Origin of the sequence: Idiomarina sp. T82-3, from assembly GCF_001577655.1 — a bacterium.
In the GTDB taxonomy this organism is placed as follows: domain Bacteria; phylum Pseudomonadota; class Gammaproteobacteria; order Enterobacterales; family Alteromonadaceae; genus Idiomarina; species Idiomarina baltica.
The window spans coordinates 12,614-37,344 of record NZ_LSBQ01000025.1; the positions used below are offsets into that span (position 1 = coordinate 12,614).

The window sequence follows — 24,731 nt, forward strand, 5'->3', positions numbered from 1 at the left end:
CCACACCATCACCTAACTACCGAAAATTCCTGAAATAGATGAGCAGGTAAAGGGTGTGCAAGGCGCCATGTGATGCTCATTGGGGCGGCGCCTTCATGTTTAACAAATTCTACAGGTCCACAAGGTCTGTAAGGGGAGTCCTTGTTCAAACGCACGAACAGTTGAAACTGCCAGCCTTCTTCAGCTCCTTGTATATAGCGGAGTCCCGCTGCTGTTGATGGGCCTGTCGTATTTTGAGATTGCCAATGAAATAGCTCGGGGCTTATTGCGTAGTCGTTGTACTCGACGCCTTCATGCAATGCATTTGATTTATCTAAGGTTACGAACAAAGCTTCAATTTTCCGTTCGAAGTCGCGCCACACGCCAGCTTGGAAAGGGCTGTAGCGGGTCTCAGTATAGTATTCAAATGCGGTTAATATCTCTCTAATTTTGTAGCTACTGTGTAGCTTCAAGCCGGTCCACTTAATGCCCGGTACTTCATAAAAGCTTTGATTAGTCCGTGCGTCCAAGGCATCACTGAGCTCGATGAGCTCTTTTGCAAGCTCAGGACATTCATTGAGTTCTGTTTGTAGCTCGGCAACAGACTGTGTAGAGCGACCGCCTTTTACCTGATATGTAAACATCAACGCTCTTTTATATTGGGGTGAGGTTGGTGAAATACTGACGTGTTGTCCAAGCTTTCTAATAACATCAATATAGTCAGGGTCATCGAGATGCAGTACATCTTTAAAGCGTCGATTGATTGATGTTTCTTGTGCAGTAAATGCGGGTGAGATAATTTCTGCATCACGCTTGAGGCGTGTCCAGCCCGATGCGGTTTGCCCGCTACCTTTACGGTAAATGTCAGTTAACTCAATCGCTTGATCATTAACGAAATCCGTTAATTTTATTTCGTCTTGTGGGTGGCGCAGTTGATATTGGACAAGTTCTTGCCTTAGGCGATTCCAGTTTAGATTGATTGTTTGCCGTAAATTGGTCAGGATTTGCTGACGCGCTTGCCGATTCATTTGCAAATAACAACCGGGCGGTAAGCGCGAAAATCCATTTTCCACACCGTCGAGAACTTCTTTTTTACTTAACCCTGTAATCGCACTGTATAAAATATCGAACCGGAAATGAGTATCGTATTGACCTACAAAGTCGAGGATGAGACAACTCTCTTTACCCTCGAATAATCGTAACCCTCGCCCAATTTGCTGTTGGAATAGCGACACACTTTGTGTTGGTCGCAGTAAAAGGAGCGTATCGACATAGGGTAAATCGACCCCCTCATTAAAGAGGTCAACGGTTACGATGATATTAATGTCTCGCTGCTCTAGCTCTCTTTTGATTTGTTCGCGTTGATTTTGCGGAGTGTCGCCAGTGAGTAGCTTGGCTTTAACGCCCTTGTCACAGAAGTAGTGAGTCATGAACTGGGCATGCTGCACTGAAACACAGAATGCCAACGCTCGACACTCGCTGATGTTGTTTACGTGCTCTTGCCAAGCTCGAAGGACTGCAAGAGCTCTTATATCACTTTCAGATAATAGGTTATCAAGCTGTGAGCGTTCATTAGCTGAGCGCCAATTTATACCTCGATAGTTAACTCCGTCGTCACACGCATAATATTCAAATGGCGCTAACAGTTGCTGTTCTAGCGCATGCCATAAACGCAACTGTACAGCAGGTGAACCATCAGGTCGGGGATCGAAATGACGCATGATATTCAATCCGTCCGCACGCTCTGGCGTTGCAGTTAAACCGAGTAGGTATTTAGGCGTTAGTGCTTCTGTGATGCGTTGGAATGAGGCCGCTTCAATATGATGACACTCATCGATAATGACCATATTCCAATAGTTTTCATCGTGTCGTGTTGTGTAATCGCGCGAATTCAGTGTTTGTATTGTGGCAAACAGATGCGAGTCAGAGTCAGGTTGGTGGTTTCCCGAGAGTAACTCACCAAAATTAGAGTCTCGTAAAACGTGACGAAATACTTGTAGAGACTGCTGTAAAATCTGTTCTCGATGAGCCACAAACAATAATCGAGGCTGTCCGCCTTCTTGTGAGCAGATCCGCCGATAATCTAAAGCGGCCATAACGGTTTTACCCGTACCGGTCGCTGAGACCAACAAGTTTTTGTAACGTCCGTGATCTCGCTCATTTTGTAGTTGATCGAGGATAATCTGTTGGAACGGTTTAGGCCGAATGTCAAAGAATGTGGTAATGATATCGGCATTGTATTCTGGCTTGCCGCTCTCGCGCGTCAGTGCTTTTTTGAGTTCAGCTTTGTGTGTTTCATTATTAGGATCGTAAAGTTGAAACTCTTCATCCTGCCAAAGTGTTTCGAAGTGCGCACGGGCGCGTTGATATAACTGTTTCTGACCCTGTTCGGTGAATTTAACCGTCCACTCTAAGCCCCCCATCAGTGCCGCTTTAGAAAGATTTGCACTACCGACGTAAGCGGAACCAAACCCTGTGTCTCGCTCAAATATCCATGCTTTTGCGTGTAAACGAGTACGACGTCCATCCAAAGACACTTTAACCTGGCAATTGGGTAGTTGAGCTAACATATCGACTGCGGACTGTTCAGTCGCGCCGATGTACGTCGTGGTTATAATTCTTATGCTGGTCTGCGAACGTTGTTCGGCGTCTACTGCGGTAATTTCCTTGAGGATATTAATGATTTTTCGTACACCTGACATGGTGATAAAACTCATCAAAATATCAACGTGATTGCAGTGCGAAAGCTCCGCTTGTAACTCATTGAGTAATCCTGGCGAGTCTTTTCCTGATGTAAACAACCAAGGTTGCGACATACCTATTTGCGGTAAACTTAACGGTTGGTCAGGCGAATGTAGAGCACGCAAGACTGAAGGTGGATTTAAGTAAGTCGGTGTGTTCGTCTCAGTTTGGCTGAGCTGTCGAGCAGTGACTAACACTTCATTAAGAACTTCGATTTGCCGTCTTAACCTGGCATTGTTAGCAGACTCATTTTCTTGAGTTTGGGTAGTGAGCTCAGAGAGCGCTTGGGCGATTTGTTCAGTTAGAACTTCTGCTAAATGGCGACTGCTGGTGGTGAGGTCAAGCTCCTCGCTTACCTCTGTATAGCCCGACTGATCAATAGCTTCCTGTAGCTCTTCGCTTTTGAGTAGCTCGTAAAATCCCTTTTTCATTACCATGGTCCTTTGAGCCCAATACTTAAGCATCTCAAGATGCCAGGTTTGTCGGGCTTGGGCAAGATGGTTAGAATGAACTCATCATTTTTGCATAGCGACCAACCATGCCCCCAAAACACAAACACACCGAACGTGACATTATTCGAGCGCTGACGGAAGTCTGCGAGGATGCCAAGGTTGAGCATGAGGGCTTCGTGTGGCTCACGCACGAGGTGAACTATCAGCGTTTTCCACAGAGCTTAGTGGTGACCTTGGTGTTTGATGAGTATGTCAGTGAGCCGGCGATGTTGTCGACTTTGGCCGCGTTAGTGCCGGAGGTACAGCGCGCCTTGAAACCTATTGTGGGTGGTGAGTTGCCTGCACGTCAGATTGAGGCGCGCTACGAACACACGATGCATTAGCAGATGATGCTTGCCGAGTTTCCTCCTCGCCGCTTGGCGTTATACATGGCTTGATCGGCGTGATGTAGTAGTTGCTCAATGCTTTGACCGTGTTCCGGCCACATGGCCACGCCAATGCTGGCAGTAATGGCTAACGATCCATGCTTCATGATGTGGGGTGGCTTTAATGCAGCCTGGATCTTATTAACCACCTTATCAATCGCACTATCGAGTCGTCGGGTATGCGAAGCATCCACCAACACCACAAACTCGTCTCCACCCAAGCGTGCTGCGGTATCGGTATTACGGATCGCGGATTGAATCCGAGTGGCGACTGCTTTTAATAATTCATCGCCCGTAGCATGACCGTAATGGTCGTTAACCGCCTTGAACTTATCGAGATCGAGGTAGAGTATACCTAGCCCGCCGGCATCACGCTCTGCACGCGCTTGTGCGGTACGCACGCGGTCATAGAATAACGCCCGGTTAGGGAGTTGAGTCAGGGAGTCGGTGAGCGCCATGTGCTCTAGCCGCTCGATAAGTGCTTCGCGTTCGTGTTCCAACGCTCGCTGTGCAGTGATATCGCGTGCCACACCAATACGCATTTGGTCTTTTTCGGACCAGCGTGCTGTCCAGTGTAAGTAAATGACTGAGCCGTCTTTATGGATGTAGCGATTTTCAAAATGTAGCACGTCCCGTCCATTATTGACCTGCTCGGCACGCAACAGCGTCTCGGCATGATGATCCGGGTGCATAAAGTCAAACATTGAACGGCCAATCATTTCTTCAGGCTCATATCCAAACACGCGTTTGGCGCCTGGGCTGAGGTAACTAAAGCGGTGGTCTGGATCCACAACGCAAATGGCATCAAGGAGCAGATCCATATATTCTGCAAGGGCTGCAAATGCAGGTTTATTCATAAGCCGCCTTAGATTTTGTTAGTATGATTGTTCTAAAACCTTATGTTTGCTTAGATTAGCCCGTCTGTCTATGCTTTCCATCTTTTATTAGTGAGTGATGAACGGATATGAATATTTGGGTGGACGCCGATGCGTGTCCGACGGTCATAAAAGAGATTTTGTATCGTGCCGCTGAGCGCAAGCAGGTGTCGCTTATTTTGGTCGCTAACCAAGCGTTGCGCGTGCCGCCTTCTAAGTTCATTCGCTCAGTGCGCGTGGAGTCGGGGTTTGATGTGGCGGATAACGAAATTGCTGAACGCTGCGAGGCAGGTGATTTAGTGATCACCGCAGACATCCCTTTGGCTGCGGACGTGATCAAAAAGGGTGGGCAAGCGCTGAGCCCAAGAGGCGAACTGTACACCAAAGAAAATATCGGTGGGCGTCTTAATATGCGCGATTTTATGGATACCATGCGCAGCAGTGGCGAGCATACCGGAGGTCCTCCCCCTTTGCATGCTCGCGATAAAATGGCATTTGCCAATCAACTCGACCGAATATTGACGCAGCTCATTCGATAATTGAGTTTCGCTGGTATTAAAGTGCATTTTAAATGTATGATTAATTCGTAAGGCATAATGAGCCCATACGGAGTTATTCATGCAAGTGACACAAACGGAACAGGAAATGCGCCTGACGCCTCTACTGCGCCAGGCATTTCGACCTTTCTTTTTATTCGGCGCTAGCTTTAGCATTGTTGCGGTTGGTCTGTGGATAGCGATGCTTGGCGGCTGGGTCTCACTCCCTGTCTACGGCAACATACTGTTTTGGCACGCTCACGAAATGCTATTTGGGTTTGTTACTGCAATTATTCTCGGTTTTTTGCTAACCGCAGTACAAAACTGGACGGGGCAGCGCGCTACTCATGGTAAGACATTGTTTGTTCTCGTCATGCTTTGGAGCTTAGCTAGGTTGGCGTTCCTGTTTGGTGCCTATCTGCCTGCGCTCGCGGTCATCCTTATTGATTTAAGTGTATTGCCAGTAGCCGCACTGTTGTTTGCGCGTCTGCTGCTTAATGTGAATCAAACCCGTAACTTATTCTTTGTGCCTATTTTACTGTTACTCACCGCGACAAATGCGATGATGCACGCAGGACTTTGGTTTGAGCAGTATGCGTGGCAGGTACAGGGCGCTTATGCTGCGGTATTTTTAATTACCCTGTTGATGAGTGTGATCGGTGGACGTGTCATACCCATGTTTACTGCAAATGGTACCGGTACTGCTCGGGTAAGCGCTTGGCCTTGGCTAGAACGTGCTGCTTTGGGTTGCTCGTGGCTGATCGCGGTGGCGTTTTTGTTCAGTCTAGATGGAGTGTTACCGGGCGCTGTGCTTGCCTTATTGTTTGCAGTCGCTGGTGCATTGCACGCTATTCGTTGGTTGCGCTGGCGCCCATGGATAACTTGGCGCGTGCCGTTAGTATGGTCCCTGCATGGAGCTTACGCGTTTATTCCTGTTGGGCTGGGCTTGCTTGCTATCTATTACGCGCAAAGTGCAGGTTTATTAGCAACTCATATTCAGCTTGCCAAAAGTACAGCACTGCATGCGTTAACCGTCGGTGCAATGGGTAGCTTGATTTTGGCGATGATGGCACGTATCTCACTCGGCCATAGCGGACGCCCTTTAAAATCTAAACCCGTGATGTCTGTTGCGTTCTTGCTAATATTACTGGCTGCGTTAGCGCGTGTTGTGGGTATTGTGGTGATGCCCGAGGCTACGTTCAGTTGGTTATTGGTTGCGGCACTGGGATGGATGTTGAGCTATGGTTGTTTTGTTGGTGTGTATCAGAACATCTTGCGAAGCCCCAGAGCGGATGGCCGCCCTGGGTAATCACTCATATAGTGCGGTTTAGCCGCGCGAGAGTGTTTTAATAAGATGGTAACCAAATGCGGTTTTAACGGGACCATGTACTTCTAGTGTCGGTTGACCGAATACCACCTTGTCAAAGGCAGGTACCATTTCACCGCGACGGAACTCGCCTAAGTCGCCACCCTGTTTGCCTGACGGACAGAGTGAATGTTTACGCGCTAAGTCGGCAAATTTTGCGCCGTTGGCGAGCTGCTTTTTTAGCTCTTCGGCTTCGGGCTTGGTTTTAACCAAAATGTGTAATGCATGCGCACGTGCCATGAGATTTCTCCTTTACTGATACGTTCATCAGTTTATCACAGCTTGTACGGACTACTCCGACCAAACCGCATATTCATTGCCGCTGGGGCAGGTGAAGTGAAATCGATGACCGCCTGGAAAGCTGAAAATGGGCTTAATGATTTCACCGCCTGCTTGTTCGACGGCATGTAGACTCTTTTGTAAGTCGGGACTGTAAAGTACCACCAATACGCTGCCTTGTGCCGTTTGTGCTTTTAGAGGCGCACTGTAAAAGCCACCATCAATGCCGGCATTTTTGATAGCCGCGTAATCGGGACCATAGTCGATATACTCCCAACCGAAGGCGTCATTGAAAAACTGCTTAGTTGCGGCGATATCGCTTGCAGGCATTTCAATATAATTAATTTTAGTGGTACTCATTCTTGGCTCCTAAGCAACCATGGCATCTAAGTGTAGCCCATAATTGTGAGTGCTCAAATTAAGTGCCCCATTGCCTCAATAGGGTGCAGGGTGAACCGAATGGGCTCTTTAAAGTTGAGTCTTTGCAAGGCGGCTCTTATTTCGGTGAGGTCGTGTTCGTTACACACGACCTCGGCCGCTAACATACGTCGGGCGCCGCGGATTTGTTCGGCAATATCGTAGCGTTCGTGGCGACGACTGAAGCCATCAATCTCATATAGGCTAAAGCCCGAAAGAGCGTCTATTTGTAATAGGCAGTCGACCACATCTGCTTTTTGCTCACGACTAAAATACAACTTTAGCAGTTTACTGTTCATGGTAGTGCTTCCTATTTGTGATTTGATAGAGCGCCGGTAATAACAACAAGGTCGCCAGCGTCGCGGTCACTAGTCCACCGATGACCACGGCGGCGAGCGGACGTTGAATCTCGGAACCTGGACCGGTAGAGATCAGCAGGGGAATGAGCCCAAATATCGCCGTGATGGCTGTAATTAATACCGGCCTTAAACGGTCGGTTGCGCCAGCGATCACGAGCGAGGACAGGTGCGAGAAGTGTATTTTGGTTTGCTCAAAGTGGCTGACCATAACGATCCCGTTAAGAATCGCCACTCCCATCAATGCGATGAAACCTACGGATGCAGGCACAGACATATATTGACCGCTAATCCATAGTGAAATAGCACCGCCACTTAATGCGAACGGTATATTCGTGAGCACGATCGCGGTTAACCCAAGTGAGCCCATCGAAGTAAACAAAAGTATGACAATCAGCAACAGTGCAACAGGTATTACCATCAGTAGATTGGCGCTGGCACGCGCTTGGTTCTCGAACTCACCGCCATATTCGACAAAGTAACCGGCAGGTAGCTCAACCTGCTGCTCAATTTGGCTTTGTAGTTCATTTACAAACCCAACGACGTCACGATTTTCAACGTTCGTTGTAATGAGTGCATAACGGTGACTATTTTCGCGCTCGATAATGGCTGGACCTTGCTCGAAACTGATAGTAGCGACCTCGCTAAGTGGCACGGCTTTACCTTGTTCGGCAATAATTGTGAGCGAGTTGAGTCGTGTCACAGCTTGGTATCCGGAACGTTCACTCTGTGAGCCGAACACAATAGGTGTGCGAATTCTTCCATTCACCGCCTCGCTGACCGAGTAGCCACTTAATTGTGAGTGGATAAATTCGCTAAAGGCACGCTTTGAAATACCATAGTAATTCAGCTTTTGCATATCAGGAACGATACTTAGAAACTGCGCACCGGTTATCACGCTTGCCTGCACATCGACGGCACCCTCAACATCGCGTGCCGACGCAACAATTTCATCGGTCAAACCTGCCAATGTGTCCATCTCATCGCCGAACACTTTAATTGAAACTGCACCGGTGCTGCCCGTTAGCATTTCCGAAATACGCATTTGAATCGGCTGCGTCACGTTCACATTCATGCCAGGGTAACCTGATACAACTTCACGGATGGCATCAATTAAGGCTTGTTTATTGTCAAAACGCCACTCATCTCGTGGTTTCAGCTCCATAAACACATCGGTCTCATTTAATCCCATGGGATCAAGACCCAGTTCATCAGATCCTGTACGTGCGACAATTTGCTTAATTTCAGGGACTTGTTCTAGTAGTGCGTTTTCGACTTGCGTATCAATGGCTATTGATTCGCTGAGTGACAAGGTGGGCGCTTTTTCAAACTGTACGATAATGTCGCCTTCATCCATGGTCGGCATAAATGTCTTACCGACCATGATGAAACTTAAGGCGCTCAGACCAAACAGGACTACAAAACCCGTGATTAACAAAGGTTTGTGCGTTAATGCGCTATTGAGTATTACACGGTAGCTTGCCTGCAAGCGTTCTAACATCTTATTGCGGCGTTTATTAGGACGCATCATCAATGAGGCGAGTGCGGGTATCAAGGTCAATGCGGTAACAAGTGATGCTGCAATAGCGATGACAATTGTGAGCGCGACTGGCGAAAACAATTTGCCTTCAAGGCCTGTCAGCGTCAATAGGGGTAGAAACACGAGTACGATAATAATGGTTCCACTGACTACTGAGGGCGCAACCGATAAGCTTGCTCGATAAATTTTATGCAGAATCGGCAAGTTTTTCTCTGAATTGAGTTCGGTTTCAACTTTCTCGGTAATGACGACGGATGAATCGACAATCATACCGATGGCAATAACTAACCCGCCCAAGCTCATCAAGTTGGCTGATAAGCCAATCTGACGCAAGCAGATGAATGTAATGAGCGCTGCGATAGGAATGGACAGCGAGACTAAGATAGACGCGCGTATATTTCGTAAAAAGAACACCAATACCGCGATGACCAATACAATAGATTCCATCAACGCATCAGAAATTCCGGCAATCGCTGTATCGATCAGGCCTTTACGGTTATAGAAAACATTGATGTCAGTGTGTTGCGGCAAGCTACTTTGTAGTTGTGTGAGCTTATCTTTAACAGACGCGACTACAGCCGCTGCATTAGCGCCTTTTAAGCCAACCACTAAGCCTTCTACCGCCTCTTGACCGTCTTTGGTGATGGCGCCAAATCGCGGTAAATAACTCAATGAGACTTCGCCAAGCTGTTCGAGTCGGTAGACATCGCCATTGGCATTTTCCACGCTCAGTGCGGCTAAATCGTTTAATTCAACGATACGGCCCGAGACGCGAGCACTAAAGGTTTCGGTGCCCAGTGTGACGCGTCCTAAGTTACCGACTTGATTGGCTTCCTCCAAACGTGTCTTGATGGTATCTAATGACACCTTAGCTTCGCTCAGTTTGATGGGATCGGGACTGAACTGAAAAGTCCTTACCTTGCCGCCTAAATTAGTCACATCGGCTACGCCCTCTAATGTACGCAACGCAGGGCGAATGACCCAGTCGAGTAAGTGTCGCTTTTCACTGAGCGTGAGGTCAGGGTTTTCAACAGTGAACATAAACATTTCACTTAATGGTGTACTCATGGGCGCAAGTCCACCTTGTATACCTGCGGGCAGCGCATCGCGCACGGCGGCAAGCTTCTCTGCCACTTGTTGGCGCGCCCAATAAATGTCAGTGCCTTCCTCAAAATCTAATGTAATCGAGGTGATACCGTATTTAGTTGTCGAACGTAAGATGGTCTGGTTAGGAATCCCCAGCAATTCGGTTTCGATTGGGTGCGTGACTTGATTTTCTACCCGTTCTGCGGCCATTCCGGGAGCTCGCAAGATAATTTTAACTTGTGTCGGTGATATCTCTGGAAAGGCATCCACCGGGAGTTGCCGAAATGATTGTATTCCCGCCGCTATGATGAGCAAAAAGGTGATAAAAACGAATAGTCGATTTTTTAATGAGAAACTGAGCAATTTAGCAATCATTGCTGCGCCTCCTCGCGACTATCGATTATACCTTTAAGCGCAGCGACAGAATGAGTCACGATGGGATTATCGAGCGATGTGGAAGCGGCTACATAGTAATCTTCACCTTCGACGGCGCTTACGCTAACTGGAATCGGATGGATGGTTTGTTTATCAACACTAAAAACGACAGGTTCGCCGTTTAATGATGAAACCGCTGAGCCAGGTACTTTGAATGCGTTTGCGATGTTACGGAGCGGAACTACACTCATTCGTTGGTAGAGTGTAAATGTGCTCTCTGTTAGCGGCGATGACCACAGTGTGGTAAAGCCATTTCGTGTCGATTGCTCGCGATAGTCAATAGTGAATCGTTCGCCTTGAACGCTGATGTGGTGCACCGACGATGCAAGTTCATTGGGCGCTTGAACGGCAAGGCGTATTTCAGACCTATCAATGACGTAACCAATTCGCATGTCATCGGCGTCTGATTGCCATATGCCGTCGATGGGGGCCTTTAGTTCTGCGCTATCATCGGCGAGTTGATGGAAGCGCGATAAAAGAATTTTAATTTCATGCATTTGATCCGACAGACGGAGGTATTGGTCTAAAAAGTTTTGCCAATCATCAGCTGACAAGGCATTGCGTTGGTATAAATTGTACTTACTTTTATGCTGTTGTTGAGCAACGTCATATTGTGCTTTTACCGTCTCGAGACGGTGAAAAAAGTGTTCGACAGACGGGCCCGTGATGGTTGCAATGCGTTGACCTAAATTAACGCGAGTACCATCCGTCACTGCAAATTGGACATGTGCGTTCTCGAACGGATTCGCAATCACTAAATGCTTCTGGGTCATCGGTTGGTAAGTCGCCAATAGCGGTGCTCCTGGTACCATATCAGCAACTTCCGGCTGCTGTAGCCCAAGCTCATAGTTCTTAAGTTCTGCGATAGAGACTGCTGTTTGTGCAGATACTTGCGTTGAACTCAACGCCACTAGTATTAAAAGAAATGAATAACCAAGGGTACGACGGTTCATAAAGAGACTCCCTGAGCTTGATTGAGTTGTGCTTTGGCCATCTGAAGCTGTACTTGCGTGAGTTGGAAGAACTTCTGATAGTTGAGTTGTTCTATCAGCCGCTCGATGTACATTTTTGTATCAATTTGGTGTTGTCGATATAGCGCGTCGAGCTCATCGAGTGCTTGCGAACTGATAGAAGCATTTTGTTTCGCCAGCTCAACTTGTTGTTGTAATTGTTGATACTGACTTCGGCGCTGGGCGATTCGGGTTTGAATGTCGATCACGGTCGTTTTTAAGCGGGTATTGATATCAGATTGCTCGCGCTGCAACGCATCAAGGTCGAGCGACGAAAGTGTCCGAGAAAATGTTAAGGGTATCGCGAGTCCGACCCCGAGCTGTGTTTCTGTTCCTGCGACTGAACGAATATCTTTAACACCGGCCGTTACGCGCCAGTTACTTTGACTCGCGGCATTATTTTCGGCGTTTAATAGCGCAAGTTGCCATTGTAATTCAATCGCTTGAACGCTCGGGTGCGTCAGATTCGACGAGTCCGAATTAGGTTCTTCTAGGGTGTCGGGTAACTGAGCTTGACCCGTGTATTGCTGCCATAGCCGATAGAAATGCTGTAACTCGACCTGCTTTTTATTGAGCTCAACGTTATAGCTATTAAGGCGCTGCTCAATAATGAGTTGCGCATACTTAGGCGATTGCTTTTGCTGAACTTGAAGCTCGACAGTCGCCAGCATTTTATTGAGTGCATCGATAGTGTGCTTTATAAAGCGTTGCTCGACCTCAGCTTGTTGAGTTTCCCAAAACAGTTGACGAATTGTACCAGATATCCACAAGTCGATTTGTTGCTGTTGAACAACATGGTATTGATGACTCAATTGTTTTGATGACTGAAGAAGTTCATGTTGCTTGGGTGTGAGAAACGCAAATTCAAATAATAGTTCAGTTTCATCACTACCTATCGCATTATCTTGGGTCTGCCAGCGCATAATAGAGGCGGTGATGGGTTCTGCTAACCAACTCCGTGTGTTGAAGGTTTGTAAGGTCGTAGGATCATGTTCGAGAATATTCGAGCGAGCGTAATCTACGAGGTCATTCGCAAAAGCATTGTTCAGAAAAAATAACGCACTCAGCGAAACAAAAATTTTCGGTGCTTTGATGCGGGTAAAAGACATCATCAACTCCATCGGTTAATATCACCACATAATCTAGGGTTTTTATGATGAAAAGACATCGGACACATGTCCTATAACAGCTATAGCAGGGGGATTTATGACAATTGACCGATTGTTGATGGTCGTTTTTTTGTTGATTGCAGGGGCCAACGTGTCGGATGTTGTAGCTGACTATAAAATGGAAGTGGCAGTATGGCATTTGATCGTTGAGGGGATTACCGTCGTTATTTCTATTATCGCTTTCATCGTGCTCTGGCGTCGTGTTATTCGCAGAAACAATGAACTGGCGCATTTACGCACTGCGTTGATAAAGCATCAAGAAAGTGCAGATGCGAGAGAGGAGGCCTCTTACTCAACGGTAAAAACTTGGTTTAATGAATGGAAGCTTTCGCCGAGTGAGCAAGAGGTCGCTGTATTGATGATCAAAGGGCTGACATTTAACGAAATTGCGGAAGTTAGGAGTACGAAGGAAAAAACCGTGCGACAACAGGCATCCGCCATCTATGCGAAGTCTGGTTTGAGTGGTCGCAATAATTTATCAGCGTGGCTGATCGATGCATTACTTAATTGATGACTGCTAAAGTGTCAGTGCTTTAGCAGTCTCTTTGTTTAGCTCGGTTAACGGGTACCAAAAATTTTATCCCCGGCATCTCCCAGCCCCGGGATGATATAGCCCTGCTCATTGAGCTTGTCATCGAGTGATGCAGTAAAAATTCGTACATCGGGATGCTTGGCCAATACGGCTTCAACGCCTTCGGGCGCCGCCACCAACACGAGTACGCGAATGTCCTTACAGCCTTGTTGCTTGAGCATGTCGAGGGTGGCAATCATACTGCCGCCGGTAGCGAGCATCGGGTCGATAACGAGGGCGATGCGCTGGCCGATGTCGTTAACGAATTTATCGAAATAGCTGACGGGCTCTAACGTTTCCTCATTACGGTATAAGCCGACAACACTAACTTTTGCGCTGGGGATGAGTGTGGTAACGCCATCCAGCATCCCCATACCTGCGCGTAGAATAGGGACTACCGTGACTTTTTTACCTTTAAGTTGCTCGACCTCAATAGGTTTTTCGTTCCAGCCCTCAATGGTATGTGGTTCCAGCATAAAGTCACTGGTCGCCTCGTAGGTAAGTAACGTACTGATTTCATTGGCAAGTTCGCGGAAGCTCTTGGTCGAGATCCCGTGTTTACGCATTAACCCAAGCTTATGCTGTACAAGCGGATGCTTAATGACCTGTAATCCCATGGCGATGCCCCTTTATTCATGTTCTTGGCGGCAAAGCATAGCAAATTTCGCTGTTTTTTACTTGCCGATGTCCACTGCATCGACCGGACACACTGCATAGCAGCTGGGCTCAGGATAGAAACCTTCGCATTCGACACATAACGACTGCTTAATTTCGTAATGCTCGTCACCCATCTCGATCGCTTCGACCGGGCACTCAAGCACACACATATCGCAGTTGATGCAGTCTTCGTTAATGGTGATCATGCTCGCTCCTTTTTATCAGAAAACACATGGGTCTATCTCCTGAGTCGATAGCGACTTCAGCAGGAACATAGACTTGATAACCCGAGCCCGGTGCGCGTAAAAGCGGCGTTCCCTTGTTATCCACAAGCTCAGTGACTTTAAGTGGATAGTTACCTTTGGGCGTGATGAGTAAAAGTTCATCGCCCACCGAGAATGCATTTTTTACATCAATAAGGTAGGCATCTTGGTTGTCGCTTGCGAGTAACTGACCGACAAGTTGCTCTTTTCCTTCACTATGAGCGCGTTCGTAGTTCTGCAGTGACTGTGCGCTGTGACGTTGTAAGAAGCCATGAGTAAAACCACGGTTCGCCATGCCATCAAGCGCATTGAGCAGTTGCGGGTTGAATGGCTTGCTCGCTACGGCATCATCAATGGCACGTCGGTAGACTTGGGTTGTACGTGCGACGTAATAGTCGGACTTGGTCCGGCCTTCAATCTTCAGAGAGTGAACACCCATTTGCGTCAGCGGTTCGACTAAATCAACGGCACGAAGATCTTTGGAGTTCATCAGATAACTGCCATGAATATCTTCATCCAGTAGCATGGGCTCATCGGGACGTTGAGGATCGGCGACTAAGATGGGGTCCGGTATATATTGGCCGACTTCGTCTTGCTGTGCAGGTTGCGTGTGGTACTTCCAACGACATGCGTTGGTGCATGCGCCTTGGTTGGGATCACGTTTATTGGTGTAACCGGAGAGTAAACAGCGACCCGAATAAGCCATACACAGAGCGCCGTGGACGAACACCTCAAGCTCCATATCAGGCACGTGTTCGCGCATTTCTTTGATCTCTTGCAAAGACAGTTCGCGTGAGAGGATCACCCGCTCGATGCCCTGTTGTTGCCAGAACTTGAGTGCCGCCCAGTTCACTGTATTCGCTTGCACAGATAAGTGCAGTGCTTGTTCAGGGAAGTGCTGGCGCAGCAACATCACGATACCCGGATCTGAGACGATTAATGCATCAGGCTGTAGAGCAACCACCTGCACCATGTGTTCAACAAACTGCGTCAGTTTTGCGTTATGCGGTGCGATGTTGACCACGACATAAAAGCGTTTACCCAACTGATGGGCGTAGTCGATCGACTCACCTAAATTTGCCAACGTAAAGCTGTTATTTCTTACCCGTAAGCTGTAGCGTGGCTCGCCCGCATAAACCGCATCTGCACCGTAAGCAAAAGCGATTTTCATGGCGGTGGGGTTACCGGCTGGCGCGAGTAGTTCGGGGCTTTTATACATCGACATAGTTTAAGGTACTGATCCAGTTACGTGCGGAGCTAAATGCTCGCAGGTTACTGCTAAATGCCTTATCACGCGTTGATGTGAATCAATAAACTGCCGATGTGAGGCGCTTGAGATGGGGGCAAAAGAGTGCTAATGATAAACAAAATAAATAAACTTTGGTTATTTGTAATGAGTCGTTTCGTTCAGTTCTTATTGGTTAGTGCTATGTTGGTACCTATTGGTGCGAAAGCGGCGCAAGCCACATGCATTGAAAACAAGGCAGCGCTGCTTGAGTTAGATTTTATGAGTTTTGACCAAGACTTTGAAGGGGGCTGGCGCGCCGTTGCCGATACACCCGGTTGTAAGCCAGAAGCGGTTAAACTGATTGAGGCGTATCAACAACAACGAACTGACTTATCGGACGGTATGAAGCACACGCTCCGTCTACATCAAGCCCAGCTGCATGCGGAGTTGGGTCACAATGAGGCGGCGATTGCTTTATTTAGACAGAGTTATAAACCGGACGAGCAGGACCGTAGCGGGTGGAACCCCTATATGGATGCGACCATTGCATTTATTAAAAAGGACAAACCGAAACTGGTTGATGCAATAGCGCGTCTAAAAGCCGTTCCGCGCCCCGAGGGATTTGATCCGCGCGATGCTGAAGGTAATCCGATTGAAGTGCCGTGGCCACCTAACTTAACTATTGTTGAATCTTATCTGCGATGCTTCGATATGAATTATGTTGAAGTGAATGTCGAGGGACAATGCCCTCGACCTAAAAATGATGAAACGGCTGACTAGTCGGATAGGTAATATTCAACTGTTGAAACGACACGTACTTTTTTAAGGTGTGGGTTATGGCGGTCACGTTCTTGAATACTGAATAGGCCTTGGCGGGCATCTTTTATTTTGCCGAGTTCGCTATTACTATCTTCGGCGAACTTCTCTGCCACTTCGCGTGCATTCTTAGTGGCTTCTTCTATCATTTCGGGTTTCACATCGTTTAATCGGGTGAATAGGTACTCGGGTTGCGCTTGGTAATCGTCGGTAGATAGCACCATACCTTGTTTACCTAATTCCGATAGCGAACTCATCATGTCGCGTATTGTTTCGACGCGCGTTGAATACACGGTAATGGTTTGGGTGGCGGTGTAGCGAAACTCAGCCGGTTGACCTGAGCCATAACGTTGTGCCGACTTATCGGTGATCGAGGGAGCTGCGACGGAAATCTCATCGGCTTTAACCCCTTTACCCTTTAGAAATTCGGTGACCTGTTGTTTGCCTTGTTCAATGGTTTGATAAATATCCGAAAGTTCATTGCTGGCAGCGGTAAATTGAATCGGCCATATAACGGTGTCGGCAACATACTCGCGTTCAGAGAGCCCTTTCACAGTGACACTGCGATCCATTGCTCGAAAGTCGGTTAAGCCTTTTGAAAAAAATGTACCAAGTACCCCACAACTGACGATCAGTCCGATGGCGATGATGATGCTGTTTTTGGTTTGCGACATGAAGCCTCCGATTCGAGTTCGACCCAATTTCTACCAGCTTCCTTGCCGCGATATAGCGCGTCATCCGCACGCTTTACTAATGTATTGACCGAGTCATCGGGTTTGAGTTCACTCACTCCGATGCTAGTAGTCAATTGAATGTTCTCATTTATAACTGTGTGCCAGGGATATTTTGCAATTGCTTTGCGAATGCGTTCAGCAACTTGCGCGGCGTGATTTAAGTTGGTTCGTGGTAAAAACACCAAAAACTCCTCACCCCCCCCAACGAGAAACTTTGTCATGGTCGCGTACGGTGTCGCGTAAAATATCAGCAGTAATGCGAAGTACCTTATCGCCGACTTCGTGCCCATGTGTATCATTGACTGATTTAAAATGATCAAGGTCGAGCAACAAAACAGAAACGTTGCGTTGTTCGGCGTGTTTATTCTGTAAGGCTCGTTTTAATAACTCCGACATATGTCGGCGATTTCTTAATTTGGTTAATGGATCGGTGGTTGCGTAGAACCTGAGTTGGTCATGAGTTAAATTGACCTTATTTAGGTAATACAGTGCTAAGTAACCAAACATCATAAACACTACCGTCAGATTAAAAATATGAACCCCGACGACAGCGGTAGCATTGATTGGCTGTATCGCAGGATAGTACCAACTGAATAAATCAAGGCTAAGATAATATACCCACAATCCAAATAGCGTTAACACTGCGGGCTTGAGGCTCATGCTGACAAATATGGCGGGAACAAACATTAATAAAAAATAGTGGAAGCCACTGTCCCATCCGATCATGAGCGTACCGAGTGCCGAATGGTAGAGCACTTCTAACCAAATAAGCGATATGGCTAACATATTTTTGCGCTGACCGAATGCCCAATATGCAGTAAGATACATTGCAATACTGAGTAAATTGACCCAGGCAAGGATGGGCGAATCAAGTATCAAAAAAATGAAGAAAAATGCGACATCGATTGATGCAGCGATAATGCAACACCGTTTCGCAACTTGCCAAAACTGCGGGCGCTTAGGTGAGAGCGCACTGAACGCTGACAATTCCATGTCGTAGCCAGATCCCTATATAAAAAAGCGTAGTGTAATGTTACAGCATGCTGAATGTAACATTTTATTTCAACCCAGTGTTAATAATATTTAAGGTTGCTCGGCGCAAATTGAGGTCTTTTCAACGCGTAAATGGGCGATTTCAGTTCATGATGTGTTCAGTCTGAGGATGCGCTTATTGGCATTGTTTATTTTTCCCTTATAGTTTTTCTAAACAACGAAAAGGAATTTATGATGCTTCAGCCCGTTACACTTACTCAATTTCATGACATATTTTCGTGGCCAACAACCTCGAACGATCGTCTCTTTTGGTTAGGTCCAAATGTTGATGCAAATAGTCCCATAGATGATGTTTGGGCGCGCTTAAAATGTGGCGAACGACCTTCTCTTGGGTTTTGGTACGACAATAAGTTAGTTGGTTTCGCACAATGTTATGAAAAACATGAAGGCGCAAGACACATTGCATGTTTGATTGTAAACCCACAGGAGCGAGGTAAAGGGCTAGGGCGCCTATTTGTGCAGGAGTTACTTGATTACGCTTGGCAACATCCTGACGTTGAGCATGTTACATTAAACGTATTGCCAGAAAATCATCGCGCATTGAATCTATATCGCAGTTTAGGGTTTATAGAGCAAACCAATAGCGATCCACAGATGGTGCCTATGCGTTTAATGCGCTAGTACACGCTTATTTTTGAGAGTTCTATGCACGTACAACAATTTGAGTTAACGCTGCCCGCCTTTAATCGAGGCTTTCACTTAATCACTGATCGCGTAGAGCGGTTATTAGCTGAAAAGTGCCAATTATCGACTGGCCTCGTGCATGTGTTCATTCAACATACCTCGGCTTCATTGACGATCAATGAAAATGCCGATGCGACCGTGCGGGGTGACTTTGAACGCCATTTCAACGAGATGGTGCCTGAGAATGCGCCCTACTATGAGCATACCTACGAGGGACCTGACGATATGCCAGCTCACTTGAAGTCGAGTATTCTGGGCGCGAGTGTGACTGTACCATTAACCCAAGGGCGTCTTAATATGGGCACATGGCAGGGTATCTACTTATGTGAGCACCGTGACCGCGCCAGCAGTCGAAAACTGGTGCTCACTGTACAAGGTGTTTAAGCTTTAAAAGTGAGCTTAATACCGTTCTAACCAATGCGCATAAGGGGCGAGTAATACCCAAGACGGCTTCTCAACACGCAATGCTTTAGCAGTATCGTAAGGCCAGTGAGGGTTCGATAAATGTGCACGGCCAACCATCACTAAGTCTAACTGACCCTGTGCGACGGTGTGTTCTGCCAGCTGTGGTAAATCCATTCCCCACGCCGATGCAACGGGAATATCCGCGGCGTTTCTGATGCGTTCAGCAATCGGCGCCATAAAGCCTGGTCCCCATGGAATATTGGCGTGCGGCGTTGAGAAACTGATACTGACGTTTAAAAAATCCAACCCTTCTGCTTTGAGTAACTCAGTTAACTTAATCGACTCTTGCAACTGCTCCTCGTCATTGCCATCAAATTCGATAACACCAAAACGTGCAGTTAGCGGGAAGTTATCGGGCCATACGGCTTTGACCGCCCGGACAGTTTCGACTAAGAAGCGTGCGCGGTTCTCAAATGACCCGCCATACTCGTCAGTACGCTGGTTAGCGTGTGGCGAGAAAAAGCTTTGACCAAGGTACCCATGAGCAAAGTGCAGTTCTAACCACTCGAACCCTAAGTCGCGAGCACGCTCTGCGGCAGCAACAAAGTCATTTTGCACACGCTTGATATCTTCTAACGTCATCTCTTTGGGTTGGCGAGGCAGGTTCGCACCAAAAGCGATTGGTGAGGGCGAGAGCGTTTCCCAGCCTCGGACGTCCTCTTCAGCAATATGGTCGTCGCCGTCCCATGGACGGTTGGCACTTGCCTTCCGTCCCGCGTGGCCAATTTGAATACCCGCTACCGCACCGGCGGCTTTGATGTTGTCGACAATCGGCTGCATCGCTTGTGCTTGCTCGTCATTCCACAACCCGGTGCAGTTTGGGGTGATACGTCCTTCAGGAGAAACTGCGGTCGCCTCAACAATAACTAAGCCCGCACCACCGCGCGCTAAGCTGGTGTAGTGACTGAGGTGCCAATCGTTGACCACGCCTTCTTCTGCCATGTACTGGCACATCGGAGGTACGGCAATACGGTTACGCAAACGAACATCTTTTAACTCAAATGGTTGAAATAAAGCTGACACGCTAAGTACTCCTTGTTGATTACTGCGCTTGTTCTAGTTGCTTAATTAACGCTTCTGCTAGAACTTTGTCGGAAAAAGGGTTCTGACCGGTAATCAGTTCGCGGTCGATAACGACGTTGGGCTGCCACGCTTCGGCTTGTTCGAGATTCGCGCCTGCGGCTTGCATCGCAGCGGCTGGGTAATAACGGATTTGTTTGCCATTAAGTGAGCGCTCGAAAACTTGTTCTTCTGGGGTCGAGAAGATAGTCATGTTATAGCCCTCGTAGATCCAATCTTGCGCTTGTGATTGACCTTCTTTCGCAAATTGGTCAATAAACTGTGTCGGCATTTGCTGTGGTGACAGCAGTGCAATAGGGCCGTGGCAAATTGCGGCGGTAGGCTTTTGTTGGTTGTGGAAATAAGTCAGTAGCTTACCGACTTCAGGATTACCGACCAAGTCAATCAGGGGTGCATGACCGCCAGGTATGAATAGACCATCAAATTGGCTCAAATCACTTTTGAGTACGTCGGCGAGTTTGTGGGTATCGTTAATGCCATCAAGGTTAGCGATGACTTTTTGAATGCGCTGCATTTCTTGCTCATCGCCGCCGAAATATTGTGTATCGACAGAACGTTGGTCGACCCGCGGTGCGTTACCTTTTGGAGTGACCAAAACGAGCTCGTAGCCCGCTTGCTGAAGCGCATCAGCCGGTACACCAAATTCGTTCAGGTAGTATCCCGTTGGATATTGGCTGCCATCAGCAAGTTCTAATTGTGTTTCACTGGAGAGTAAAACGAGTACCTTGCCCTTGCTCGCCACCGCTGCTTGGCAAAACAGCAATACTGCACCTAAAGTGGCAGTGAGTAAGAGTGACTTGATAAAACCGATTGTCATAAAGCCTCCAATTAAGGCGTAAATTTTGATGCGCTTATAGTAGCGTGTGTACTATCATTCGATAATAAGAAAAAATCTATTTGACCCATCGAAAAAATGAATAGCAAATGAATTTATACACTAAGGATATTAACCTTCTGTTGGTTTTTCATACACTTTATGAAGAGTTAAATGCTACCCGGGCAGCGCAACGTATGTCACTGAGTCAGCCCGCATTAAGTCATAAGTTAAATAAACTTCGCCACGAAATGGGAGACTCATTATTCGTGCGTGCAGCGAGGGGATTGACCGCGACACCGCGTGCCCATGAGCTTGCGCGTCAGATGCAACCACTTATTCATCAGCTCAGAAACTTTTATGAACAAACCGAAGGACATGATTATCTGAGTAGAACGGAGTCGATACGGATCTATACGACAGATTATATGGAGCAGGCGCTATTGCCTCATTTATTGCCTTTAGTTCGGCAAGCTGCACCTAATGTCACCATAGTTACGCAAAATACGCGAGGTCGTCTCCCACGCCAGGAGTTGGAAACCGGCGAATGTGATATTGCTATTGCAGGGTTTTACAGTGACTTACCTGACACGTTGCGACAACAACGCTTGATTGAGGAGCCATTTAAAGTATTAGCAGCTAGGGATAATCCGCATGTCATCGGCGGCTTTTCACTTGACGATTACTTAGAGTGTGAGCATTTACTTACTACCTTAACCGGTGATTTGAAAGGGTTGGTCGATCAAAAGCTGGCAGAGTTGGGGCGTGAACGTAGTATCGTTGCAGGTTTATCCAGTTTTATTGTGCCGACTCGGTTATTAACCGGGACGCGTTGGTTGCTGACTTGTTTGCGCTCAATAGCTGAGCAGGCGACCGTATTGGATGATAATTTAGTCATACTTGAACCACCCCTTGACCTTCCGAATGTGCAGGTAATGCAGATTTGGCATGAACGGACGGATGCTGATCCGATGCGTCGATGGTTAAGAAACACAATACAAGAGGTACTCCAACGTGTCTGCAGAGAGCACTCAAGTTAACCAACTTTTTATGATTTATATCGGCGGTAGCGCGCCGGGTGCACATATTGAGCTCCATGATGTGCGGTTTGCGGTCGCGCCAGTGATTGAAGCCACTTTTCCGGCATTACGACAGCAGTGGTTCGGTTCGCAGCAGGGTCTCCATATGGATAGCTACGTTGCCTTACATCATGTCGATGGCTATCGCATTTTGCTCACCAAAGAGCCCGTCGACAATCAGGGAGTATCCTTATACTTTGTGAATTTTGGTGGTTATTTCCCGGGTCGTTTGGCGGAATTCCATGATTTTACTGTAGTGGTGGCGAAGTCAGCCGCGGATGCTAAACAACGGGCACGAGTGCACGTTTCTGCCACAGGACTTGCGGGGGCCGAACAACTGCATAAAGACGACTTGCTTGAAGTCGATGACTGCCTCAAGATTGATTTACTCGATGGCTATGCCATTAAACTTGAATACGATGGCGTGCAACAGCCGTTAAAGCCCGATTGGATGGGCTACCACCCTTTACCGTAGGATTTTCGAATGGCGGACAAACACCCCCTGCATCAACGACACCACGCTTCGGCTAAGCAGTCGGAAGAAGCCATCGCGCGACTGCAGAATAATGACAGCTATAAACTGGCATTTGCTGATAACGACTTTCTACTGGAAGACGATCTTCGCCATGTTCGATTGCAATTAGAGTACCTAAAGCCTGAGCGCGTGCTCGATAAGCATCAGATTGATGCGACGGTAGTCGTGTTTGGTAGCGCGCGTTTTTTATCACCGGAACAGGCGCAATATAACCTCGATATTGCGCAAGCTGAGCTTGATAAAACCCCCAACGATGCGACCACTAAAGCACACTGGATTAAAGCAAAGCGGGATTTAAAGAACAGCCGCTATTACTCGGAGTCGCAGAAATTTGCGCATTTAGTTACTGAGCACAGCCAGAATTACCCTGAGCATCGGGTTGTGGTAATTTCAGGCGGTGGTCCAGGTGTGATGGAGGCGGCTAATCGCGGTGCGACTGAGGCTGGTGGTGAGAGTATCGGCCTTAATATTGTGTTACCCAAGGAGCAATATCCGAACCCTTACATCACGCCCGAGTTTTGCTTCCAATTTCACTATTTTGCCATTCGGAAAATGCATTTCTTGATGCGGGCACGCGCTCTAGTTGCGCTCCCAGGCGGCTACGGCACCTTAGATGAGTTGTTCGAGACGCTCACCTTAATTCAAACAAAGAAAATCGATCCAGTGCCTATTGTACTGATAGGCAAAGGTTTTTGGTCGAAGTTAATTAATTTCGACTTATTAATTGAAGAAGGTTTAATAGCGCCCGATGACGTGAAGTTGTTTACGTTAGTGAATACGGCGGAAGAAGCGTGGGCGCATATCTGCCGATGCTATGAACTCAGTGAGGGGAATAAATAAATGACATGGGATGCGCTTGAAACGCCTTATTTACGTGTTGATCGTCCGCGGTTTGATGCCAATATCAAGCGTTTGAACTGCCATCTTAGCGCATTAAAGACGCCCTTACGGCCCCACGTAAAAACGCTCAAATCGCTGCCTGCGGTTAAGGCTATCTTTAATGGTGGCACGGGACCGATTACCGTATCGACGCTAAAAGAAGCTGACTTTTTTGCAGAACACGGCTTTCTAGATCAAATTTATGCGGTGGGGATCGCGCAGAACAAACTGCCTCACGTTAAGCGGTTGATCGAACAAGGCGTTGATTTAAAAATCATCTTAGAGAGTGAGACACAGGCGCTTCAGGTGGTCGAATTTTGTCGTATGCATGACGTCGTTATTCCTGTGCTCATTGAAATTGACTGCGATGGCAGCCGTGCAGGATTAACTGCTGAGAGTCCTGCGCTGATGGATGTCAGCAAAATCCTAGCGCAAGCCGAACTTTTTAAGGGTGTTCTGTTGCATGCAGGTGGCTCGTACGGTTGTATGACACGTTCAGACAAAGTCGCGGCGGCTGAGAACGAACGTGCCACTGCGGTTTATGTGAAGGAGCGGCTTGAACTGGTAGGAATTGACTGCCCGATGGTCAGTATCGGTTCTACGCCTACCGCACACTTTGCTCAAGATCTCACGGGCGTGACGGAGGTGCGTGCCGGTGTTTATACATTTTTTGATTTAGTGATGGCGAATATCAATGTGTGCTCACTAGATGATATCGCGTTATCTGTGGTGACCACTGTCATAGGGGTGAAGCCGGAGAAAGGTTGGATCCTCATTGATGCGGGCTGGATGGCGTTATCGCGCGACCGCGGTACAGCATCGCAAGCGATCGATTATGGCTACGGTATGGTGCTAGATGGTGCCGGACGACCGCTTACCGACTGGATAGTAGAGAGCACTAGCCAAGAGCATGGGGTCATTAAACAGCGTGCAGGCTCGAGCGAAATACCCAGCGATGTTCAGATCGGCGATAAATTACGCATCCTTCCGAATCATGCTTGTGCCACAGCCTCTCAGTTCGATAAGTATTATGTTGCTGATGCAGAGGGGCAATTAAGCGAACAATGGTCACGGTTTAATTTCTGGTAACAAAAAAAGGAGCCATTTGGCTAATGCCGATCAGTTAAGAAATTTTCAATGATCGGTTGACCGATCCGGCAGAGTCTTCAAAATCCATAGTCAGAATTTCTGGCTATGGATTTTTTT

Annotated in this window: 27 protein-coding genes; 11 read left to right on the plus strand and 16 right to left on the minus strand. The window is 47.5% G+C overall.

Annotated elements, in window-relative coordinates; genetic code table 11:
• Positions 1–8: 8 nt before the first annotated feature.
• Positions 9–3,152 carry a DUF3427 domain-containing protein gene (locus AWU56_RS11865; protein ID WP_286682654.1) on the minus strand — a complete coding sequence of 1,048 codons (3,144 nt, stop codon included), beginning with the start codon at positions 3,150–3,152 and terminating at the stop codon, positions 9–11.
• A gap of 107 nt (positions 3,153–3,259) precedes the next feature.
• On the opposite strand from AWU56_RS11865, the gene AWU56_RS11870 reads away from it, so the two are divergent.
• Positions 3,260–3,556: a hypothetical protein gene (locus AWU56_RS11870; protein WP_286682655.1), complete on the plus strand. Its 297-nt coding sequence runs from the start codon at positions 3,260–3,262 to the stop codon at positions 3,554–3,556.
• Here AWU56_RS11870 and AWU56_RS11875 read toward each other — a convergent pair.
• On the minus strand, positions 3,553–4,455 hold the full coding sequence (locus tag AWU56_RS11875) for a diguanylate cyclase domain-containing protein (protein WP_286682656.1): 903 nt from the start codon (positions 4,453–4,455) through the stop codon (positions 3,553–3,555). The genes AWU56_RS11870 and AWU56_RS11875 overlap by 4 nt on opposite strands.
• A gap of 107 nt (positions 4,456–4,562) precedes the next feature.
• Between AWU56_RS11875 and AWU56_RS11880 the strand changes: the two genes are divergently transcribed.
• A complete protein-coding gene (locus AWU56_RS11880) occupies positions 4,563–5,012 on the plus strand; it encodes a YaiI/YqxD family protein (RefSeq protein ID WP_286682657.1) in 450 nt (149 codons plus the stop codon).
• 79 nt (positions 5,013–5,091) lie between these two features.
• Entirely contained in the window at positions 5,092–6,318 is a 1,227-nt protein-coding gene (locus AWU56_RS11885; RefSeq protein WP_286682658.1) for an NnrS family protein, read from the plus strand.
• 18 nt (positions 6,319–6,336) lie between these two features.
• On the opposite strand, the gene ppiC is transcribed toward AWU56_RS11885, so the two are convergent.
• Genes ppiC through AWU56_RS11915 form a run of 6 tightly spaced genes read right to left on the minus strand, consistent with a single transcriptional unit; the run spans position 6,337 to position 12,610 of the window.
• Entirely contained in the window at positions 6,337–6,615 is a 279-nt protein-coding gene (ppiC, locus tag AWU56_RS11890) for a peptidylprolyl isomerase PpiC (RefSeq protein WP_006954514.1), read from the minus strand.
• A gap of 51 nt (positions 6,616–6,666) precedes the next feature.
• On the minus strand, positions 6,667–7,014 hold the full coding sequence (locus tag AWU56_RS11895; protein ID WP_006954513.1) for a VOC family protein: 348 nt from the start codon (positions 7,012–7,014) through the stop codon (positions 6,667–6,669).
• 53 nt (positions 7,015–7,067) lie between these two features.
• Positions 7,068–7,370: a DUF3240 family protein gene (locus tag AWU56_RS11900; protein ID WP_006954512.1), complete on the minus strand. Its 303-nt coding sequence runs from the start codon at positions 7,368–7,370 to the stop codon at positions 7,068–7,070.
• Positions 7,360–10,428, minus strand: a complete 3,069-nt coding sequence (locus tag AWU56_RS11905; protein ID WP_286682659.1) for an efflux RND transporter permease subunit — start codon at positions 10,426–10,428, stop codon at positions 7,360–7,362. Before AWU56_RS11905 ends, AWU56_RS11900 begins: the two co-directional genes overlap by 11 nt.
• Positions 10,425–11,441, minus strand: coding sequence for an efflux RND transporter periplasmic adaptor subunit (locus tag AWU56_RS11910; RefSeq protein WP_286682660.1), 1,017 nt, complete (start codon positions 11,439–11,441; stop codon positions 10,425–10,427). Before AWU56_RS11910 ends, AWU56_RS11905 begins: the two co-directional genes overlap by 4 nt.
• Positions 11,438–12,610: a TolC family protein gene (locus AWU56_RS11915; protein ID WP_165477436.1), complete on the minus strand. Its 1,173-nt coding sequence runs from the start codon at positions 12,608–12,610 to the stop codon at positions 11,438–11,440. The genes AWU56_RS11910 and AWU56_RS11915 overlap by 4 nt, the downstream gene beginning before the upstream one ends.
• 94 nt (positions 12,611–12,704) lie before the next feature.
• On the opposite strand from AWU56_RS11915, the gene AWU56_RS11920 reads away from it, so the two are divergent.
• Complete coding sequence (locus AWU56_RS11920) at positions 12,705–13,178, plus strand: helix-turn-helix transcriptional regulator (protein ID WP_006954508.1); 474 nt, start codon at positions 12,705–12,707, stop codon at positions 13,176–13,178.
• Between the two features lie 47 nt (positions 13,179–13,225).
• On the opposite strand, the gene upp is transcribed toward AWU56_RS11920, so the two are convergent.
• Genes upp through trhP form a run of 3 tightly spaced genes read right to left on the minus strand, consistent with a single transcriptional unit; the run spans position 13,226 to position 15,377 of the window.
• Positions 13,226–13,855 (minus strand): uracil phosphoribosyltransferase, encoded by a 630-nt coding sequence (gene upp / locus AWU56_RS11925; protein ID WP_286682661.1) that lies wholly within the window; start codon positions 13,853–13,855, stop codon positions 13,226–13,228.
• A gap of 57 nt (positions 13,856–13,912) precedes the next feature.
• Positions 13,913–14,101 carry a 4Fe-4S dicluster domain-containing protein gene (locus tag AWU56_RS11930; RefSeq protein ID WP_286682662.1) on the minus strand — a complete coding sequence of 63 codons (189 nt, stop codon included), beginning with the start codon at positions 14,099–14,101 and terminating at the stop codon, positions 13,913–13,915.
• Positions 14,088–15,377, minus strand: coding sequence for a prephenate-dependent tRNA uridine(34) hydroxylase TrhP (gene trhP / locus AWU56_RS11935; RefSeq protein WP_286682671.1), 1,290 nt, complete (start codon positions 15,375–15,377; stop codon positions 14,088–14,090). Before trhP ends, AWU56_RS11930 begins: the two co-directional genes overlap by 14 nt.
• A gap of 174 nt (positions 15,378–15,551) precedes the next feature.
• Here trhP and AWU56_RS11940 point away from each other — a divergent pair, with 174 nt between their 5' ends.
• Positions 15,552–16,166 carry a hypothetical protein gene (locus tag AWU56_RS11940; protein ID WP_286682663.1) on the plus strand — a complete coding sequence of 205 codons (615 nt, stop codon included), beginning with the start codon at positions 15,552–15,554 and terminating at the stop codon, positions 16,164–16,166.
• Here the strand turns inward: AWU56_RS11940 and AWU56_RS11945 are convergent.
• Genes AWU56_RS11945 through AWU56_RS11955 form a run of 3 tightly spaced genes read right to left on the minus strand, consistent with a single transcriptional unit; the run spans position 16,163 to position 17,929 of the window.
• The gene (locus tag AWU56_RS11945; protein ID WP_286682664.1) at positions 16,163–16,876 is read right to left on the minus strand and encodes an SIMPL domain-containing protein; all 714 of its coding nucleotides are present in this window, start codon (positions 16,874–16,876) and stop codon (positions 16,163–16,165) included. The two genes, AWU56_RS11940 and AWU56_RS11945, sit on opposite strands and share 4 nt — an antisense overlap.
• Complete coding sequence (locus AWU56_RS11950) at positions 16,834–17,118, minus strand: GGDEF domain-containing protein (RefSeq protein ID WP_286682665.1); 285 nt, start codon at positions 17,116–17,118, stop codon at positions 16,834–16,836. The genes AWU56_RS11945 and AWU56_RS11950 overlap by 43 nt, the downstream gene beginning before the upstream one ends.
• A 10-nt stretch (positions 17,119–17,128) precedes the next feature.
• Positions 17,129–17,929 carry a GGDEF domain-containing protein gene (locus AWU56_RS11955; RefSeq protein ID WP_286682666.1) on the minus strand — a complete coding sequence of 267 codons (801 nt, stop codon included), beginning with the start codon at positions 17,927–17,929 and terminating at the stop codon, positions 17,129–17,131.
• Between the two features lie 231 nt (positions 17,930–18,160).
• On the opposite strand from AWU56_RS11955, the gene AWU56_RS11960 reads away from it, so the two are divergent.
• On the plus strand, positions 18,161–18,610 hold the full coding sequence (locus AWU56_RS11960; protein WP_286682667.1) for a GNAT family N-acetyltransferase: 450 nt from the start codon (positions 18,161–18,163) through the stop codon (positions 18,608–18,610).
• Positions 18,611–18,634: 24 nt separating this feature from the next.
• A complete protein-coding gene (locus AWU56_RS11965) occupies positions 18,635–19,057 on the plus strand; it encodes a secondary thiamine-phosphate synthase enzyme YjbQ (protein WP_272978139.1) in 423 nt (140 codons plus the stop codon).
• A 15-nt stretch (positions 19,058–19,072) separates the two neighbouring features.
• Here the strand turns inward: AWU56_RS11965 and AWU56_RS11970 are convergent, their stop codons facing one another.
• The gene (locus tag AWU56_RS11970) at positions 19,073–20,161 is read right to left on the minus strand and encodes an NADH:flavin oxidoreductase/NADH oxidase (protein WP_286682668.1); all 1,089 of its coding nucleotides are present in this window, start codon (positions 20,159–20,161) and stop codon (positions 19,073–19,075) included.
• Positions 20,162–20,180: 19 nt separating this feature from the next.
• Positions 20,181–21,035, minus strand: coding sequence for a type 1 glutamine amidotransferase domain-containing protein (locus tag AWU56_RS11975; protein ID WP_272978141.1), 855 nt, complete (start codon positions 21,033–21,035; stop codon positions 20,181–20,183).
• A 107-nt stretch (positions 21,036–21,142) separates the two neighbouring features.
• Here AWU56_RS11975 and AWU56_RS11980 point away from each other — a divergent pair, with 107 nt between their 5' ends.
• The 4 genes from AWU56_RS11980 to AWU56_RS11995 are packed head-to-tail and all read left to right on the plus strand — an operon-like array spanning position 21,143 to position 24,614.
• Complete coding sequence (locus tag AWU56_RS11980; RefSeq protein WP_272978142.1) at positions 21,143–22,072, plus strand: LysR family transcriptional regulator; 930 nt, start codon at positions 21,143–21,145, stop codon at positions 22,070–22,072.
• Between the two features lie 10 nt (positions 22,073–22,082).
• Complete coding sequence (locus AWU56_RS11985; RefSeq protein WP_272978162.1) at positions 22,083–22,586, plus strand: DUF1543 domain-containing protein; 504 nt, start codon at positions 22,083–22,085, stop codon at positions 22,584–22,586.
• Between the two features lie 9 nt (positions 22,587–22,595).
• Complete coding sequence (locus AWU56_RS11990; RefSeq protein WP_286682669.1) at positions 22,596–23,486, plus strand: LOG family protein; 891 nt, start codon at positions 22,596–22,598, stop codon at positions 23,484–23,486.
• A complete protein-coding gene (locus AWU56_RS11995) occupies positions 23,487–24,614 on the plus strand; it encodes a DSD1 family PLP-dependent enzyme (protein ID WP_286682670.1) in 1,128 nt (375 codons plus the stop codon).
• The last annotated feature ends 117 nt before the right edge of the window (positions 24,615–24,731 follow it).

Coding starts and splice junctions, on each gene's coding strand:
- AWU56_RS11980 (WP_272978142.1), top strand. CDS start 21,143: ATGAATTTATACACTAAGGATATTAACCTTCTGTTGGTTTTTCATACA.
- AWU56_RS11930 (WP_286682662.1), bottom strand. CDS start 14,101: ATGATCACCATTAACGAAGACTGCATCAACTGCGATATGTGTGTGCTT.
- AWU56_RS11915 (WP_165477436.1), bottom strand. CDS start 12,610: ATGATGTCTTTTACCCGCATCAAAGCACCGAAAATTTTTGTTTCGCTG.
- upp (WP_286682661.1), bottom strand. CDS start 13,855: ATGGGATTACAGGTCATTAAGCATCCGCTTGTACAGCATAAGCTTGGG.
- AWU56_RS11900 (WP_006954512.1), bottom strand. CDS start 7,370: ATGAACAGTAAACTGCTAAAGTTGTATTTTAGTCGTGAGCAAAAAGCA.
- AWU56_RS11965 (WP_272978139.1), top strand. CDS start 18,635: ATGCACGTACAACAATTTGAGTTAACGCTGCCCGCCTTTAATCGAGGC.
- AWU56_RS11870 (WP_286682655.1), top strand. CDS start 3,260: ATGCCCCCAAAACACAAACACACCGAACGTGACATTATTCGAGCGCTG.
- AWU56_RS11945 (WP_286682664.1), bottom strand. CDS start 16,876: ATGTCGCAAACCAAAAACAGCATCATCATCGCCATCGGACTGATCGTC.
- AWU56_RS11910 (WP_286682660.1), bottom strand. CDS start 11,441: ATGAACCGTCGTACCCTTGGTTATTCATTTCTTTTAATACTAGTGGCG.
- AWU56_RS11975 (WP_272978141.1), bottom strand. CDS start 21,035: ATGACAATCGGTTTTATCAAGTCACTCTTACTCACTGCCACTTTAGGT.
- AWU56_RS11880 (WP_286682657.1), top strand. CDS start 4,563: ATGAATATTTGGGTGGACGCCGATGCGTGTCCGACGGTCATAAAAGAG.
- AWU56_RS11865 (WP_286682654.1), bottom strand. CDS start 3,152: ATGAAAAAGGGATTTTACGAGCTACTCAAAAGCGAAGAGCTACAGGAA.
- AWU56_RS11995 (WP_286682670.1), top strand. CDS start 23,487: ATGACATGGGATGCGCTTGAAACGCCTTATTTACGTGTTGATCGTCCG.
- AWU56_RS11955 (WP_286682666.1), bottom strand. CDS start 17,929: ATGGAATTGTCAGCGTTCAGTGCGCTCTCACCTAAGCGCCCGCAGTTT.
- AWU56_RS11940 (WP_286682663.1), top strand. CDS start 15,552: ATGAGTCGTTTCGTTCAGTTCTTATTGGTTAGTGCTATGTTGGTACCT.
- AWU56_RS11990 (WP_286682669.1), top strand. CDS start 22,596: ATGGCGGACAAACACCCCCTGCATCAACGACACCACGCTTCGGCTAAG.
- AWU56_RS11920 (WP_006954508.1), top strand. CDS start 12,705: ATGACAATTGACCGATTGTTGATGGTCGTTTTTTTGTTGATTGCAGGG.
- AWU56_RS11885 (WP_286682658.1), top strand. CDS start 5,092: ATGCAAGTGACACAAACGGAACAGGAAATGCGCCTGACGCCTCTACTG.
- AWU56_RS11875 (WP_286682656.1), bottom strand. CDS start 4,455: ATGAATAAACCTGCATTTGCAGCCCTTGCAGAATATATGGATCTGCTC.
- ppiC (WP_006954514.1), bottom strand. CDS start 6,615: ATGGCACGTGCGCATGCATTACACATTTTGGTTAAAACCAAGCCCGAA.
- trhP (WP_286682671.1), bottom strand. CDS start 15,377: ATGTATAAAAGCCCCGAACTACTCGCGCCAGCCGGTAACCCCACCGCC.
- AWU56_RS11895 (WP_006954513.1), bottom strand. CDS start 7,014: ATGAGTACCACTAAAATTAATTATATTGAAATGCCTGCAAGCGATATC.
- AWU56_RS11960 (WP_286682667.1), top strand. CDS start 18,161: ATGATGCTTCAGCCCGTTACACTTACTCAATTTCATGACATATTTTCG.
- AWU56_RS11905 (WP_286682659.1), bottom strand. CDS start 10,428: ATGATTGCTAAATTGCTCAGTTTCTCATTAAAAAATCGACTATTCGTT.
- AWU56_RS11985 (WP_272978162.1), top strand. CDS start 22,083: ATGATTTATATCGGCGGTAGCGCGCCGGGTGCACATATTGAGCTCCAT.